The sequence below is a fragment of the uncultured Roseobacter sp. genome (genome assembly GCF_947491795.1).
Taxonomy (GTDB): Bacteria; Pseudomonadota; Alphaproteobacteria; order Rhodobacterales; family Rhodobacteraceae; genus Roseobacter.
Map to the genome: position 1 here is coordinate 302,271 of NZ_CANLKW010000001.1, position 16,151 is coordinate 318,421.

The window sequence follows — 16,151 nt, forward strand, 5'->3', positions numbered from 1 at the left end:
GGCCCGGTCAGTATCGGGTGCAGGACAAAACACAGGAACAAACCATGCGAACTCATGCTCAGGCCGTTGTGATAGGCGGTGGCGTTATCGGCTGCTCAATTCTGTACCACCTGACTAAAATGGGCTGGACGGATGTTGTTCTGCTGGAGCGCGATGAGCTCACGTCAGGCTCTACCTGGCATGCGGCGGCGAATATCCACGGGCTGCATGACAGCACCAACATCAGCCGCATTCAGCACTATACCATGAACCTCTATAACAGTCTCGAGGCCGAGACGGGACAGAGCTGTGGTGTGTTTCAACCCGGATCGCTCTACCTGGCGCAGACCGAAGCCCGGGAACATCAATTGCGATTGCAGGCCGCCAAAGCCAAGCTCTATGGCATGAATTTTCACGAAGTCAGCAGGGATGAGGCCGAACGCCTGCACCCACTTGTGAATTTTGATGGTATCCGTTGCATCATGTGGGAACCCGACGGTGGCAACGTGGATCCGTCGGGGGTGACAAATGCCTATGCCAGCGGCGCGCGTCAGAATGGTGCTGAAATCATCCGGTTTTGCCCGGTTACCGCCACCGAACAGCAGCCCGATGGAACCTGGATTGTGCGCACGCCGAAAGGGGATATCGCGACCGGATGGGTCGTGAATGCCGCCGGTCTCTGGGGCAGGGAAGTTGCTGCTCTTGCGGGGCTCGAGCTGCCACTTCAGCCCACAGAGCACCAGTATTTCGTGACTGAGACAATAGCAGAGATAGACGCGCTGGACCGGCGTCTGCCATCGGTCGCGGACAGGGACGGTGAGTACTATCTCAGGCAGGAGGGCAAAGGCCTGCTTGTCGGTGCCTATGAAAAGGATCTGCGCTTCTGGGCAGAAGAGGGCACGCCGCAGGGATTTGGTCACGAACTTTTTGCCGACGACCTGGAGCGTATCGAGGACAACATGATGCGCGCGATCGAGCGTGTCCCTGCCGTGGGTGAGGCGGGTATCAAGCGTGTGATCAACGGCCCGATGATCTGGTCACCCGACAGTAATGTGCTGTTCGGCCCGGTGCCGGAACTGTCGAATTACTTCTGCTGCAACGGCATTATTCCGGGCTTTTCGCAATCGGGCGGTATGGGTCTGCTGGCGGCTGACTGGATCGTGACGGGGGAGACCCGGTATGACATGTTCGCCTGGGACATGGCACGTTTTGGCGACTGGGCCGACAGGAAATTCACAAAGGCACGGGTGGGTGATCAGTATGCCAACAGGTTCAAAATCCACTTTCCGAACGAGGAACGCAGTGCCGGTCGCCCTGTCCGCAAACGCTCCGCCTATGAGATCCAGAAGGATCTGGGCGCCGTCTTTGGCCTGAACTATGGGTGGGAGCATCCGCTGTGGTATGCGGATACGCCGGGCGCTGTCGATACAGATGGCTTCACACGCCAGAACTGGTGGGAACCTGTAGGTCGTGAATGCCGTATGCTGCGGGATAACGCCGGCATTATCGATATCTCGAACTTTGCCAAATACCGCTGCACAGGACCGGGGGCAGAGGATTGGCTGAACAGCGTTTTTGCCAACGATATTCCCCGTTTGGTGGGCCGGTCCTGTCTGACACCGCTGATCGGCAAACGCGGCGGCATTGCCGGGGATTTCACCGTCACGCGCCTTGCTGAAAACGAATTCTGGATCATTGGTTCGGGCATGGCCGAACGCTATCATCAGCGGTTCTTTAAAGAAGTCCCGTTACCCGAAGGCACAGAATTCAAAAGCATGACCGAGGCCTGGTGCGGGTTTAACGTGGCGGGGCCGAAGTCCAGAGAGATGCTGCAGCGGCTGACCAATACCTCGCTGGCGACGGCAGACTTTCCGTTCATGCGGTCCCGGTGGATCGATCTGAGCGGTATTCACGTGCTGGCGTTGCGGGTGAGCTTTACCGGTGATCTGGGGTGGGAGCTGCATTGCCCGGCGGCTGATCAGGCGCGGCTCCTGGAAATTCTGCTGGCTGCAGGGCGAGAGGTCGGCGCCGGACCGGTTGGCAGCCGCGCGCTGATGTCATTGCGGGTGGAAAAGGGCTATGGCTCCTGGTCGCGTGAGTACAGCCCGGAATACTGGCCGCAGGAAGTGGGGCTGGACCGTCTGTGCAAGATGGACAAGACTTTCCTGAACAAAGATGCTGTCGTTGAGACACTGGCGAAACCGCCGCGCGAGCAACTGGTGCTGCTGGAACTGGATGCTGACGCCACCGACGCGTCCAACGCGGATGCCACCGGCGGTGAGCCGATTTTCCGGGACGGGCAGGGGATCGGTCGGGTTACGTCGGGCGCTTATGGATACAGCGTCGGGATGAGCCTTGCACTCGGTTATGTTCAGGGCGCTCAGCCCGGGGATCGTGTCGATGTGATGGTTCTGGGCCGTCCGCACGGCGCGACGATCCTGAATGAGCCGCCTTTTGATCCGGATGGATCGCGTCTGCGGGCATGATGCATCGCTAAACAAAAAAAAGGCCACGCAATCAAGCGTGGCCTTTGTCGTCAGATACCTGAAAAAATCAGGAAGCTTTTTTACGGCTGCGCATGACGCCCAGACCGCCCAGACCGGCAAGCAGCATCAGGCCTGCTGCAGGAACCGGAACAGCTGTTACGAGCTCGATGTTGTCGATGCCCCAGCCGATGTTACGCGCTCCATCCGGTGTTGTACCGACGATGGAGATTTCGTCGAACAGACCGGCAAAGGAGATGCTCGCGATTGTGCCGTCGCCAGCCACATCAAGAGCGGAAACAGTCACAGTATCAACAACCAGGCCGCCTTTCAGCGCTGTGAAGACGAATTCTTCATCATCACCTGTGGACGTACCCACTTCGTCACCGTCGATGTCAGCGATCTCAAAGGAGATCTCTTCGATCAGGTAACCGCCGAATGTCAGCGTCATGTCGGTGTCGCCGTCGAAATCACCCGTCAGGAAGATGTCGCCGAAGTCGCCGCCGATGGGCATGTCGTCAGGAACGAACCCGCTTGTTGGTGCGCCGACGCCGACCAGTTGCATGTTCTCAGTCGAAGAAAAATCGATGATGCCATTGGAATATGATGTGCCGACGTCAGTCGGATCAGATCCGAGCGGCGCCTCGTTTTCAAAATCGACCGTGGCCGCAAAGCCTGTGGTCGCAGTCAGTGCAAATGCACCTGTCAGTATACTCAGCTTGTTCATAAAAGCCTCCTGCTGGAAAGAGGCACCTAAAATAGGCACCGTTTACTTCGATAACAAAGTATTAACACAATTTTGCCATGTCTACATTTATTAACCGGTTTCTGCGGTGCGGAATTTCCTGCTCAACGGCTTGATTTCAAGAGATTCTACTGGTGGTTGAAGTTCTGAAATTCGGCGTCCAGTGCTAACCCCCTGTATTTTAATGGTTTGAGCGGAAATCCGCCGGAATTGCCCCTTTGTAATGCCGTTGAACTGCTTCGGACCACCCGTGCATAAAAAATTTTGACCGATCAGAAACTGATAAAAAAAGTGGCATTAATTGGAAACAATGCCGCGCATAATCTGATCATTCTGGCCGGAATGTTGATAAAATGGGCATATTGCTGCGTTTTCATCATTCGGAACCTCAGCTGCGAATCAATGAATCGAGCGAAAATATGGCGAATAATGCGGCGCAATATGCTGTTGTGGGTGCCTGAAATGCCAGGCGCAGGCTTGCCGCCGCGGCGTGTTTCAGCAGCAGATCGCGGGCAGAAATCCGCTGACATCCGTGATCTCTGACGGTATTCCAGCGGGTTTCGCAAGCAAATGGAGGCCAGCGCTGTTCGTCTGCTGCACTGCCGCATCCGAGCCCCCAAGACCCCTGCGGCAGAAGTTAACAAGCGGTTAAAGAGGGCGGATTTTGAGCTCTGTAATCCGGTTTCCATCGCGCGCGCAAACCTCGAACCGGAACCCGTGAAAGGAGAAGACCTGACCGGCGGTGGGGATCATCTGGGCTTCATGGATGACCAGACCGGCGACGGTATTGGCCTCTTCATCCGGCAGGTTCCAGTCGGTCGCGCGGTTCAGATCACGGATGGTCATCGCGCCATCCACAACGTACTGGCCATCCTCGGATGTCTGCACCGGGTGGTCGGCCTGGGGATCGAACTCATCGGTAATTTCACCAACGATCTCTTCCAGAATATCCTCCAGGGTGATCAGCCCCTGCAGGGAGCCGTATTCATCAACGACCAGTGCAAAATGCGTCCGGCGGCGCAGGAACTGGCGCATCTGCTCATCAAGCGTGGAGGTTTCGGGCACGAAATAGGGCTTCATCGCAACGTCAGTGATTTGGAACCCACGCAGTTTGGTGGCGTCACCATCGGGTCCGCCGATGATCTTGTACATTGCCCGCAGCAGGTCTTTGGCATGGATCACGCCGATAATGTTTTCCTGATCGTCCTGGAACACCGGCAGACGGGTGTAGTTTGACTGCAGACACTGGTCCAGAATGTCCTCGGGCGCGTCGTTCGCATTGATCATCTCGATGCCCGAACGATGCAGCATGATCTCTTCTACCGCGCGTTCGTTCAGATCAAGCGCGCCGAGAATACGGTCCCGGTGCTCTTTTTCCACGACACCTTCAGAATGCCCGAGCGTCAGTGCCCCTTCAATCTCCGCATGCACGTCCAGGATGTTGCTGTCCGGGTCAATCCGGACACCAAAGAGCCACAAAACCCCTCGGACCAGAAAACGAACAGCCGCCACGACCGGCGAAAAGACAGTCACAACCACCGAGATGGGCCGGGAGACCAGAGCTGCTGCTTTTTCGGAATTGGTGATTGCATAGGTCTTGGGCAGAACTTCTGCAAAGATCAGCACCAGAAGGGTCATCACCAGCGTTGCCAGCGCCACGCCGCTTTCACCGAATGCCCGCGTAAAGATTGATGTGGCCAGCGAGGCGGCTAGGATGTTGACCAGGTTGTTGCCCAGCAGGACCGAGCCGATCAGGCGTTCATTGTCCTCTGTGATCCGCAAAGCGCGTTCTGCGCCTTTGGAGCCCTTGTCTGCCTGGTTGCGGAGTTTGCCGCGTGAGGCTGCGGTCAGCGCCGTTTCGGAACCGGAGAAGAATCCCGATATCACGAGCAGAAAGAGAATAACGCCACTTGTGATCCAGAAAGCTGCATCAAGCGTTGCGGGGACAGGGTCCATTTGGGATGATACCTTTGAAATCTATGCCCTTTGGTTATGGGGGCGCGATCCGCTGCAATCAAGAGAGGAGCCAGCCATGCTGCAGGATTTGGGGGTGATTGATGACCCCGTCATGCTGTTCGGCGGCCCCTGTTCCAACGCAGACGCCACACGGGCGCTTTTTGATGAGGCCAGCGCGCGCGGCATAAAGCCTGCTCATATGATCTGTACGGGGGATGTTGTCGCCTATTGCGGGGCACCTGACGAAACACTGGCGCTGATCCGCGGGGCAGGCATCCCGGTTGTTGCGGGCAACTGCGAAAAGCAGCTCGCCTCAGGTGCGGGAGACTGTGGCTGTGGATTTGAGGAAGGCTCGGTTTGCGATCTGCTGAGTGCGGGCTGGTACAGCTATGCCAATGCCCGGGTCAGTGCGCAGGACCGCGCCTGGATGGCGCAGTGCCCGGACGCCATTGTGTTCACCCATCAGGGCGCGCGCTACGCTGTGATCCATGGCGGCGTCACCGATATTGCGCGGTTTGTATGGCCAGACAGTCCGGACGCAGTTTTCGAACAGGAATGGCGCGCATTGGAAGCTGTGGCCGGGGCGGTCGATCATGTAATCGCCGGTCACTGCGGCATCCCTTTTATTCGTGAGACTGACCGGGGGCGCTGGATCAATGCGGGCATCATCGGGGTGCCGCCACATGACGGACGCCAGCAAACACGCTGCGCCATTCTGGATGGAGGGGACGTTTTGTTCCACCATCTCAGCTATGATGCGTCCCGTGCAGCGGAGCGGATGATAAAAGCGGGCCTGGTGCAGGGGTATGAGCGTGCGCTGCTCAGCGGTTACTGGCCTTCGGAGGATGTCTTGCCCGTATCTTTACGCGTGCCGTCCCTGGCCAGCGGGTGACGGGTCAGCACCAGTTCCTGAAGCCGTGCTTCCAGAACATGTGTGTAAATCTCTGTTGTTGCCACGTCCGCATGGCCCAGAAGCGTCTGGATTGACCGCAGATCGGCACCGTTGGCCAGCAGATGCGTCGCAAAGGCGTGCCGCAATGTGTGTGGCGTGACCTTGCCCGGGCTGACGCCCCCGGCGACGGCTAGTTCCTTGATCAGCGCGTAGAAGCGATGCCGGGTCAGGTGTCCGGATTTCCCACGGGATGCAAAAAGAAAACGGGACGCCTGCTCACCTTTCTGGCGGCGTTCCGCTTCGGTTGCATCGCGCACTTCCAGCCAGGCGCTCAGAGCTGTGCGGGCCGGTGGTGACAGCGGGACCATCCGTTCCTTGCCGCCCTTGCCGGATATCAGCAGCATGCGCGGGTCGCCGCGCGTGGCGCTGACCGGCAGGCTGACCAGTTCCGTGACCCGCATGCCTGTCGCATACAACAGCTCCATCAGGCAGGTGTTGCGCAGGCGGTCCGGACCGGCGCGTCCGGCCGTGCGCGCGGCCTGCAGCAACCGGTCGACTTCCTCCTCGCTCAGGGTTTTGGGCAGCCGTTTGTCCCGCCCGGGCCCACTGACCTGGATGGCCGGGTTGTCGCTGCGCCAGCCTTCCTCAAAAGCGAACCGGTAAAGCTGTTTGATGGCCGAAAGACGTCTGGCCCTTGTCGCGCGGGACAGCCCTTCACCGTCACACCGGATCAGATAGGCCTCGACATCGTCCCGGGTCACCTGGGTAAAGTCTTTGCTGTCAGCCTGCAGCCAGGTGTCAAAGGCCTGAAGATCGCGGCCATAGGCCAGCAGGGTGTTTCGCGCGGCCCCCAATTCGGCGGACTGCGCCTCCAGAAAAGCCGATATCCAGTGGTCATTGCTCACAGGTTGTACCGTTCAAGCAACAGGACCTGCAGGGCAGCCCGGCGCGCTGTGTCCTCCAGCCCCAGACCGCGTAAAACGCTCAGTGCTTTTCCCAGTGCGACCGGATCACCCGAGGCACCGCTTTCCAGTTCGGCCAGTGCCATCAGAATACGCTCTCCCATCTGCGTGGCGGGTATTCCGGTAACCTGCGGCATTCCGGAAAACGCTCCGGCGATCTCTGCGTTGCGCGCAGTCCCCGCGACAAGGGGCAGCGGAACGCCCGTGGCAATCGCGGTCGCCAGATCCTGGGGATCTGCCGGAACGTCGCCGAATGCGGGAGACAGCAAAATCATTTCGCGGGCAATCCTGCCAGCTTCACCGTCCAGCCCCAGAGCCGTAAGTTGTTCGGCGAATATACCGGCAAAGGCGACCTCCAGCCGGGCGGCCTTCATGGTCTTCCAGGCAGATGGGAGAACCTCTGCCACATCCGAGGCCGAACGCCGGCTCAGAGCCTGATCCAGCTTTCTGACACCGGCAGCACGGTCCCAGACGCCGCCGGACGCCGCTGGTTTTCGCGCCGTATAAAGGCCCAGCAACTGATTGTCCGGCAGACTTCCGGCGCGTGCCAGACGCTCAGCCGCTTCCAGCTGAGCTTTCCAGCCTGTTACATCACGCAGGTCTGCCACCGCATAGGCACGGGGCAGAAAACGCGTTGGCAGGGGTTCGCCAATAGCCTCGTGTAACCGAAAAAGCAGCGGCGTGATGCTGGCAGGCGGTGCCAGGGCAGGATCACCCTCAAAAAGTTCCGGATCAAGAAACCGTTCCAGCAGGTTCAGCTGTGGGGTCGGAATTGTCCCCAGCACACGGCCTGCATCGTAAAGAACCGCAGCCGTGGCCCAGTCACCGCTCCGCATCCGGCAGAATACGCTGTGCCCGGCTGTTGGCGCAAGCTCAGGGCGGGCATTCTGCAGATCGCAGGCGGGATCCTCATTACCGGTCAGCAGAGCCAGGTCCATATAGGCCGCAAAATGATTGCGGTCGCGCTTCGGACCGGCTTGCTCGATCAGCGCGAGCGCAGGCTCCAGCGCGCCGTAATCCCGCAGCAACCGGGCCCGGTCCAGCGTGAAGCCGTCTGCGTTCTCTGCATCATCGCCAGGGCCTGCCGCTTCGCTGAGCAGCAGACGGTAGAGCAGGGACTGTGCGGCAGGCAGACGCAGATCAGGCAGGTCGGCCATAAGCGCACCGAGCCGCTTTGGATCGCTGTCGCTCCAAAGGTCGGGGGGCAGGCCGCTCACAGCCGGAGGCACCAGCCCGATGCGCCGTTGTGTTTGTTCTGTCAGGGGGGAGACTGCCACATCCGGGGGCAGACGCTCGGTTCCGGTCCCGGGCAGTGGCGTGGCCACAACCGGTGACTGAACTTCGGGCTGCCGGTCAATCCAGTCAATGGCGGACAGCGGTTTGTCCCCGGCACCTGCAGGCAGCGCCCAGAAGAGTGTCGCTGCGCAGTATGAAGCGGGTTTACTCAGCATCCAGGGTGACGGGCACGCGCATTTCGCCCTGCGGCGCGCTGAAATCTGCTCCGAAATACGGACCGACATAGGCATAGCCTGTCAGCCCGATAAATCCGACGACAAGAAGGAAGATCAGAAGTTTGAATAAGCGTCCCATGGTGCTGCCCCGTTTTTTGCCTGCCTGCCGTTTTTACGCAACTTATATATGGCCTTTTCATCAATATCACGTCATTCAAGCGATTATGAGCGATTTTCAGCAATCCCTGACCGATAACGCCGGAACACGCAGATATGTGTTGAAAAAGACGATTGTAATGGTCGGAATGATGGGTGCCGGGAAAACGGCTGTTGGTCGCGGGCTGGCGGGTTTGCTGGGGGTGTCATTCCTCGATTCGGATCACGAGATTGAGCTGGCCGCAGCGATGAGTGTGCCGGAAATATTTGCCCGTGACGGTGAGCCGTTTTTCCGGGCGCGCGAAACCGAGGTGATAGAGCGTCTGTTGCAGGGTGAGCCTTGTGTTTTGTCCACTGGTGGCGGTGCGTTCCTGTCCGAGGTGAACCGGGCCAAAATCGCACAGCACGGCGTCGCGGTCTGGCTGGACGCAGATATCGATCTGCTCTGGAACCGCGTGAAACACCGCGACACCCGCCCGCTGCTGCGCACTGACAACCCGCGCGCAACGCTCGAAGCCCTTTTTGAAGCGCGGGTTCCCGACTACAGCAAAGCCGATCTTCGGGTGCCCTGCGCGCCGCCGGTGTCTATCGAGGCGATGGCGCTGCGGGTTGCGGATGTCCTGCAGACCCGGCCGGACGTACTGGAGCGCCGGAATGCCTGAAACCGTTCGTGTTAATCTGCCGGGCCGTGAATACGACGTGCGCATCGGCCCGGGGCTGATTGCCGCTGCCGGAGACCATATCGCGCCCTTTCTGAAACGTTCGCGTGTAGCTGTGATCAGCGACGAAACCGTTGCCGCACTGCATCTAGACAGCCTGCGTGACGGGCTGGCGGAGCAGGGCATCGCAATGCAGTCGCTCACGTTGCCCGCAGGCGAGGCGACCAAGTCCTGGGGCCCGCTGGAGCAGTCTGTCGAATGGCTGCTGGATCAGAAGGTCGAGCGCGGTGACATGGTCGTGGCTTTTGGGGGCGGTGTGATCGGCGATCTGGCAGGCTTTGCAGCTGCCGTACTGCGCCGGGGCGTGCGCTTTGTTCAGATCCCCACCTCTTTGCTGGCTCAGGTGGACAGTTCGGTGGGGGGCAAGACGGGCATCAATGCACCCCAGGGCAAGAACCTGATCGGCGCCTTCCATCAGCCCGCACTGGTGCTGGCGGATACCTCTGTTCTGGGCACTCTGACGCCACGCGATTTTCTCGCAGGGTATGGCGAGGTTGTGAAATACGGTCTGCTCGGTGATTCAGATTTTTTCGAATGGCTGGAAGAGAACGGCCCGGCGCTGGCTGCGGGCGACATGGACGCGCGGGTCGAGGCCGTGCGCTGGTCGGTGCAGATGAAAGCGGATATCGTCGAGCGGGACGAGACGGAGCAGGGCGACAGGGCGCTGCTGAACCTGGGTCACACCTTTGGTCACGCCCTGGAAGCGGCAACCGGCTACTCGGACCGTCTGCTGCACGGTGAGGGTGTGGCGATCGGCTGCGCGATGGCCTATGAGCTATCGGCCAGACTGGGCCTGTGCAGTCAGGAAAGCCCGAGCCGCGTGCGCGCGCATCTGCGTACCATGGGCATGAAAACGGATCTCAAAGACATCGAGGGCGATCTGCCCGGGGCCACCGACCTTCTGGACCTGATGGGCCAGGACAAAAAGGTGGTGCAGGGCCAGTTGCGTTTCATTCTGGCACGCGGGATCGGAGAGGCCTTTGTGACAGCAGATGTCCCGTCAGAGGCGGTGCTTGGTGTGCTGCAGGATGCGCTGCGCGACAAAGGCTAGGGTCAGGGCCTTACGGACGGCGCGCGACCATGGCGTGTTTGTCTTCGGCTGAAAATCCGACGCTTTCGTAAAATCCACGCGCGCCACGTTTCTGACCGGTCAGCAGCATGACCTTGTAGGCATCTGCATCCCATGCGGCTTCAAGCGCCGCCTGCATGACACGGCGCCCGAAACCGCGCCGCTGCTGGTCGCCACGCGTGACAACGTTTTCGATCAGCGCATAGGGACGGGCAGACCAGGTGACATTGGGCAGCAAATGCAGCGTCAGCATCGCGACCAGCCCTGTATCGGTAAATGCGCCCAGAACGGCTGTGCCGGGATGATCCAGCACGGACAAAAAGGCCGCCGGATCAGATACCGGCGGCCCAAAGGTCAGCTCATTGTAGAGCGCGAGTGCTGCATCACTGTCCGCTGCTGCCAGCGGCCTGACGCGGCAGTCCTCAGACATCAGAACGGGATTTCATCATCCAGATCGCGTGAGGGGGCCGGGCTGGAACTGCCACCGCCACCACCGCCGCCATAGCTGTCGCCGCCACGATCATCATAGCCCATCTGGCCGCCGCCACCGCCGCCGCCAAAGTTACCGCCGCCGCCACCGTCCCGGCCGTCCAGCATTGTCAGTTCGGATTTATAGGGGCGCAGAACCACCTCGGTAGAATACCTGTCCTGTCCGCTCTGGTCCTGCCATTTGCGCGTTTCCAGCTGGCCTTCGATATAGACCTTTGAGCCTTTGCGCAGATACTGTTCGGCTACGCGCGCCAGAGGCTCCGAGAAGATCGCGACCGAATGCCATTCAGTGCGTTCTTTGCGTTCACCGCTGTTGCGGTCTTTCCAGGTCTCAGACGTCGCAATCCGCAGGTTGCAGACTTTGCCGCCGTTCTGGAATGTGCGCACTTCCGGATCGCGCCCGAGATTGCCGATGAGAATTACTTTGTTTACTGAGCCGGCCATCACGCCCCCCCCTCTGTCATCAGTGTCCTGCCAGAGCCGGTGGTCCGCAGGAGGGCCGAATCCGCACAGGCAGCATTTGTGTAAAACTATACTGACCGGCACAGGTTTGAAACCGGATAACCGGATCGGCAACAGCCTTTTCCACCATAGCGGGCAAGGCTGGTGTCGCAGCCATAACTGGCTATAGTGCCGGCAGGAACCCGGTCTCAGGGAGGTGTCCGACATGAATACTCGTATTGGCATCGCCGGTGCCCTGATGCTGTCATTGCTGGCCACTGCCGCTGCGTCCGAGACGCTGTCCACCAAGAACCGGACCAAGCTTTTCAAATCCCAGACCAGCGTTCTCGATAACCGTGCCTCCAGCCAGTACAACAATTCGGTCCGGCTCAAACCGCCGACCGTTTACACCCCCAGTATCTGGGGGGACGGCAGTTATTCGGGAAAATATGACGGCCCGTTTCTGGCAGTCGCACGTCGCGCGGCGCGCAAACATCGTGTGCCCGAGGATCTTTTTCTGCGACTTGTACAACAGGAATCCGGCTGGAACCCGCGTGCAAAGTCCCACAAAGGGGCTCTGGGTCTGGCGCAGCTGATGCCCGCAACGGCAAGAGCGCTCGGGGTTGATCCGCTTGATCCTGAGGAAAACCTTGAAGGCGGTGCGCGGTACCTGGCAAAGCAGTACCGCGAATTCCGATCCTGGCCGCTGGCGCTGGCGGCCTACAATGCGGGGCCGGGTGCCGTTAAGAAATACGGCGGTATCCCGCCTTACCGTGAAACGCGCAATTACGTGCGCATTATCACCGGCCGGAACTGAACGGCCCGTCACAGCAAAAGCCTGAACCTTTCACAACAGGTCCCGATCCGGGCCACAGTGCTGCCTGAATTCTACGTCAGATAGAACCTGTACTGACGAGGGAGCCGCATTATGGCAAATGACATCTTTTACGCGCGGCTTGAGCGCATCCGACAATCCCAGCAACTGGCCACGCCGACACGGGCTGTGCCGATCCGCGAACTGAGCTCAACAATGCCCGGTGCGACTCCTGCAGGCATGGCAAATCAGCAGCGGCATCCGGCCTTTGCCCATCTCAGGGCGCTGTTTTTTGGCACAGTTCTGGGCATTGTGGCCGCAGTGGCGCTGATTGGTCTGTCGTGGGAGGGCTCTCCCTGGACTGCCGGCACCGAGTATTACAACTATGTTTTCTGGCCCGCTATGGGGGGCCTGGCCATGGGCGGCATTCTGATCCTTGCGTCCATGATGGTCGCCGCGCGAAAACCCGGATTTGCGTTGTTTTCGCTGGGGTATCTGAGTGGTCTGATCGTCTGCCTGATGGTCTGAAAATAGCACAAACCACAGCAAAAAAGGCCCGCGTCTGTTCCCGCGGGCCTTTTTGATTTCCGGTCCCGGCTTATTCTGCGGCGACACCCACCTCAATCACCGGCTCCATCCTGGCCAGGATGTCATCGCTCAGGTGACATTTGACCTGATGGTCGCCTTCCAGGCGTCGGACGGGCGGTACTTCCTTTTCGCACAGGCCGCCCGGCACTTCTGATTTCCAGCGGCAGCGCGTCTGGAACGGGCATCCGGTCGGCGGGTTCATTGCCGATGGAATGTCGCCTTCGAGGACAATGTGCTTTTTCTTCACGCTGGTGTCCGCAATCGGCACAGCCGAAAGCAGCGCCTCGGTATAAGGATGATAAGGCGGGGAGAAGACCTGGTCCGTCGTGCCCAGTTCCACAACATGCCCCAGATACATCACCATCACCCGGTCACTGAGATAGCGCACAATACTCAGGTCGTGGCTGATAAAGAGCAGGGTGGTTTTCTGCTCGCGCTGAATTTCCATCAGCAGATCCGTCACCGCCGCCTGCACCGAAACATCAAGCGCCGAGACCGGCTCGTCTGCCACCACAATCCGCGCGTCACCCGCAAAGGCACGCGCGATGCCCACGCGCTGCTTCTGTCCGCCAGACAGCTGGCGCGGCATGCGTCCTGCAAATTCGCGCGGCAGTTTCACCAGATCCAGCAGCTTGAGCATGCGCTGTGTGCGGTCTTTTTCATTCTCGCCGATCCCGAAGATCTCCAGAGCCCGGATGATCTGGCGTCCGACGGTCATGGACGGGTTCAGCGTGTCAAAGGGGTTCTGAAACACCATCTGCACCTCAGAGACGGTTTTGGTATCCCGCGCCTCAATGGGTGTGTTTCCGATTGAGCGGTTGTCGAGCAGGATCTCGCCCTCGGTTGCTGTCTCCAGCCCCATCAGCACCTTGGCAAATGTGGATTTTCCGCAACCGGATTCGCCCACAATCGCCAGTGTCTCGGATTCGCGGGCCTCAAAACTCAGCGTTTCATTGGCTTTGACAACTTTCTTGTCGCCCCCACCAAAGATCGCGTTGGCCGTCACCTCGTAGTACTTCTTGAGGTTATCCATTTTCAGGACGACATCCCCGATTTCGCCTTTGGTTTTCACCTCGGCAAGCTCCAGCGGCGCGTCCCAGTCGATTTCCTCAAACCGCAGACAGCGCGTCCCGTGCCGGTCATTGCCGGCGACATCCGCCATGGCGATGACACCCTGATCACAGCGACCCGGCTCAAAATAGTCGCACCTGGGCCCAAAGTTACACCCGTTCGGGCGCTCGTGGGGCAGGGGGAAATTGCCGGGGATCGCCACCAGCGGGCGGGCGTTCTTGTCGGCACCCGGCAACGGGATCGACCGGAAAAGCGCCTGCGTGTAGGGGTGTTGCATCTTGTCAAACACATCCTCGATAGAGCCGCGTTCGACCGCTTCACCGGAATACATCACACAGATCCGGTCACAGGTCTCCAGCACCAGGCCAAGGTTGTGCGAAATGAACAGCATCGAAGTGCCGTATTTGCGGCCCAGATCCTTTACCAGTTCCACAATTGCGGCCTCGACGGTCACATCCAGCGCCGTCGTTGGCTCATCCAGGATCAGCAGTGAAGGCTCTGACATCAGCGCCATGGCAATCACGATCCGCTGCTGCTGACCACCCGAGAGCTGGTGTGGGTAGGCGTTCAGGATACGTTTGGGGTCGGGCAACTTGACGTCCGTTACCACCTGCAACGCGCGGTCATAGGCCTCTTTTTCCGACGCCCCGGCATGGATCATCGGCACTTCCATCAGCTGTCTGCCAATCTTCATCGCCGGGTTCAGCGAGGCCATGGGCTCCTGATAGATCATTGCGATTTCAGAGCCGCGGATATCCCGCAGTTCCTCATCACTCATCGCACCGAGGTCGCGCCCTTTGAATTTGATCGAGCCGCCGACGACGCGCCCGTTCTTGCCCAGATCCTGCATCACCCCCAGCGCCACAGTAGACTTACCGCAGCCGGATTCGCCGACAAGACCCACCGCCTCGCCGGGTTGCACATGCACCGAAAAATCCATGACAGCAGGTATTTCCCGCAGCCGGGTGAAAAACGAAATCGACAGCTTGTCGATCTCCAGAATGGGACCATCGTAATCGGTCTTCGCCATGTTGTTCTCCTTTTGGAGCGGGCCTTCTTCTGGCCCGAAATATCCCGGGGGGGTCAGGGGGGCAGCGCCCCCCTCAACGTCTCATCAGTCGCGCAGGCTTTCCTCTCGCAGGCCATCGGCCAGCAGGTTCAGACCCAGCACCAGCGTCAGCAAAGCCAGGGCCGGTGCGATCGCTGCATGCGGATAAAGTGCCAGCAGACGCCGTCCTGCGTTGATCGTGCTGCCCCAGTCCGGGCTTTCCGATTCCAGCCCCAGGCCAAAGAAGCCCAGCGTGCCCAGCAGGATCGTGGTGTATCCGATCCGCAGGCAGAAATCGACGATCAGTGGCCCGCGCGCATTCGGCAGGATCTCCCAGAGCATGATGTACCAGGGTCCTTCACCGCGGGTCTGGGCCGCGGCCACATAGTCGCGGGTTTTGATGTCCATCGCCAAGCCCCGTACGATCCGGAATACCGTGGGCGAGTTCACAAAAACCACCGAGACAAAGACCACCAGAATCCCTGGATCAATGTCAAACAGATCGAGGAAGGGCGGCAGACCCGGAATGGCGTAGGTTGGTGTGGCAACCACACTGCCATCGGTCGAGACCAGCGACAGATAGAGCCACCCGAGCCCCCCCAGAACACCAATCAGCAGCGGCGTTCGGATTTTTGGCTGTGTATAATACCGCGAGTTCAGCAGGATACACATAAAGATCAGCGGGAAGACAAAGAGGAAGAGCGCCATATAGTTCGGGATACCCGTCAGCACGATCTCGGGTGTCACCAGCAGATAAAAGAGCAGGATCACCGGGAAGGCGAGGATCAGGTTCGCCAGAAAGGACAGGATCGTATCCAACCGGCCGCCGTAATATCCGGCAGGCAGCCCCAGCGTGATCCCGACCATAAAGGCAAAGAGCGTTGCAATCGGCGCAATCTGCACCACGACCCAGGCGCCCTTGATCAGGCGGCTGAAAACGTCGCGCGCCAGATTGTCACCCCCCAGCAGGAACCAGGCGTATTCGCCTTCATCCGGGCTGCGCATCGGCGTGCCCGGGGGTTTGTTTTTCATGCCCGAGACCTGGCTCAGCGGATCATGGGTGACCAGCATATCGAGCGGGCCGCCATAGACGCCGACAAAGACCCAGAACATCACCAGTCCAAAGCCGATCATGCCGATGGTGCTGTCGTAAAGTTTGCCATAAAGCCCCAGACGGCGCTTGTAGGTCATCGACAGGGTGAACAGGACAATCAGCGAGATCCAGACAGGTCCAAGCTGAAGGAACATACGGGCTGCGATACTGCCCCAGGAAAGTTCTTCCATGACA

At 59.5% G+C, this 16,151-nt stretch carries 16 protein-coding genes; 6 read left to right on the plus strand and 10 right to left on the minus strand.

The features are described 5' to 3' along the window. The first annotated feature begins 44 nt into the window (after window positions 1-44). The gene (locus Q1A34_RS01535) at window positions 45-2,465 is read left to right on the plus strand and encodes an FAD-dependent oxidoreductase (RefSeq protein ID WP_300029776.1); all 2,421 of its coding nucleotides are present in this window, start codon (window positions 45-47) and stop codon (window positions 2,463-2,465) included. Between the two features lie 67 nt (window positions 2,466-2,532). Here the strand turns inward: Q1A34_RS01535 and Q1A34_RS01540 are convergent, their stop codons facing one another. The 3 genes from Q1A34_RS01540 to Q1A34_RS01550 all read right to left on the minus strand — a co-directional run bounded on the left by Q1A34_RS01540 (window position 2,533) and on the right by Q1A34_RS01550 (window position 5,163). Then, complete coding sequence (locus Q1A34_RS01540; protein WP_300029779.1) at window positions 2,533-3,189, minus strand: VPLPA-CTERM sorting domain-containing protein; 657 nt, start codon at window positions 3,187-3,189, stop codon at window positions 2,533-2,535. A gap of 290 nt (window positions 3,190-3,479) precedes the next feature. Next, the gene (locus tag Q1A34_RS01545) at window positions 3,480-3,737 is read right to left on the minus strand and encodes a hypothetical protein (protein ID WP_300029782.1); all 258 of its coding nucleotides are present in this window, start codon (window positions 3,735-3,737) and stop codon (window positions 3,480-3,482) included. Window positions 3,738-3,855: 118 nt separating this feature from the next. Beyond that, window positions 3,856-5,163, minus strand: a complete 1,308-nt coding sequence (locus Q1A34_RS01550; RefSeq protein WP_300029785.1) for an HlyC/CorC family transporter — start codon at window positions 5,161-5,163, stop codon at window positions 3,856-3,858. A 76-nt stretch (window positions 5,164-5,239) separates the two neighbouring features. Here Q1A34_RS01550 and Q1A34_RS01555 point away from each other — a divergent pair, with 76 nt between their 5' ends. Next, a complete protein-coding gene (locus Q1A34_RS01555; protein ID WP_300029788.1) occupies window positions 5,240-6,055 on the plus strand; it encodes a metallophosphoesterase family protein in 816 nt (271 codons plus the stop codon). Here the strand turns inward: Q1A34_RS01555 and Q1A34_RS01560 are convergent. The 3 genes from Q1A34_RS01560 to Q1A34_RS01570 are packed head-to-tail and all read right to left on the minus strand — an operon-like array spanning window position 5,992 to window position 8,607. Next, a complete protein-coding gene (locus Q1A34_RS01560) occupies window positions 5,992-6,960 on the minus strand; it encodes a site-specific tyrosine recombinase XerD (RefSeq protein ID WP_300029791.1) in 969 nt (322 codons plus the stop codon). The genes Q1A34_RS01555 and Q1A34_RS01560 overlap by 64 nt on opposite strands. Then, entirely contained in the window at window positions 6,957-8,468 is a 1,512-nt protein-coding gene (locus tag Q1A34_RS01565) for a hypothetical protein (RefSeq protein WP_300029794.1), read from the minus strand. Before Q1A34_RS01565 ends, Q1A34_RS01560 begins: the two co-directional genes overlap by 4 nt. Beyond that, complete coding sequence (locus Q1A34_RS01570; RefSeq protein ID WP_300029797.1) at window positions 8,458-8,607, minus strand: hypothetical protein; 150 nt, start codon at window positions 8,605-8,607, stop codon at window positions 8,458-8,460. The genes Q1A34_RS01565 and Q1A34_RS01570 overlap by 11 nt, the downstream gene beginning before the upstream one ends. Window positions 8,608-8,692: 85 nt before the next feature. Here Q1A34_RS01570 and Q1A34_RS01575 point away from each other — a divergent pair, with 85 nt between their 5' ends. Both Q1A34_RS01575 and aroB read left to right on the plus strand, forming a co-directional pair. Continuing rightward, window positions 8,693-9,286 carry a shikimate kinase gene (locus Q1A34_RS01575; RefSeq protein ID WP_300029800.1) on the plus strand — a complete coding sequence of 198 codons (594 nt, stop codon included), beginning with the start codon at window positions 8,693-8,695 and terminating at the stop codon, window positions 9,284-9,286. Next, entirely contained in the window at window positions 9,279-10,394 is a 1,116-nt protein-coding gene (gene aroB / locus Q1A34_RS01580; protein ID WP_300029802.1) for a 3-dehydroquinate synthase, read from the plus strand. The genes Q1A34_RS01575 and aroB overlap by 8 nt, the downstream gene beginning before the upstream one ends. A 10-nt stretch (window positions 10,395-10,404) precedes the next feature. On the opposite strand, the gene Q1A34_RS01585 is transcribed toward aroB, so the two are convergent. Both Q1A34_RS01585 and ssb read right to left on the minus strand, forming a co-directional pair. Further along, window positions 10,405-10,842, minus strand: coding sequence for an N-acetyltransferase (locus Q1A34_RS01585; protein WP_300029805.1), 438 nt, complete (start codon window positions 10,840-10,842; stop codon window positions 10,405-10,407). After that, entirely contained in the window at window positions 10,842-11,345 is a 504-nt protein-coding gene (gene ssb / locus Q1A34_RS01590) for a single-stranded DNA-binding protein (protein WP_300029810.1), read from the minus strand. Before ssb ends, Q1A34_RS01585 begins: the two co-directional genes overlap by 1 nt. Window positions 11,346-11,568: 223 nt before the next feature. Here ssb and Q1A34_RS01595 point away from each other — a divergent pair, with 223 nt between their 5' ends. After that, window positions 11,569-12,159 (plus strand): lytic transglycosylase domain-containing protein, encoded by a 591-nt coding sequence (locus Q1A34_RS01595; RefSeq protein WP_300029813.1) that lies wholly within the window; start codon window positions 11,569-11,571, stop codon window positions 12,157-12,159. A 111-nt stretch (window positions 12,160-12,270) separates the two neighbouring features. Continuing rightward, on the plus strand, window positions 12,271-12,684 hold the full coding sequence (locus Q1A34_RS01600) for a hypothetical protein (protein ID WP_300029816.1): 414 nt from the start codon (window positions 12,271-12,273) through the stop codon (window positions 12,682-12,684). A gap of 70 nt (window positions 12,685-12,754) precedes the next feature. On the opposite strand, the gene Q1A34_RS01605 is transcribed toward Q1A34_RS01600, so the two are convergent. Both Q1A34_RS01605 and Q1A34_RS01610 read right to left on the minus strand, forming a co-directional pair. After that, the gene (locus tag Q1A34_RS01605) at window positions 12,755-14,845 is read right to left on the minus strand and encodes an ABC transporter ATP-binding protein (RefSeq protein WP_300029819.1); all 2,091 of its coding nucleotides are present in this window, start codon (window positions 14,843-14,845) and stop codon (window positions 12,755-12,757) included. 84 nt (window positions 14,846-14,929) lie between these two features. Beyond that, window positions 14,930-16,147 (minus strand): ABC transporter permease, encoded by a 1,218-nt coding sequence (locus tag Q1A34_RS01610; protein ID WP_300029821.1) that lies wholly within the window; start codon window positions 16,145-16,147, stop codon window positions 14,930-14,932. Window positions 16,148-16,151 lie beyond the last annotated feature (4 nt).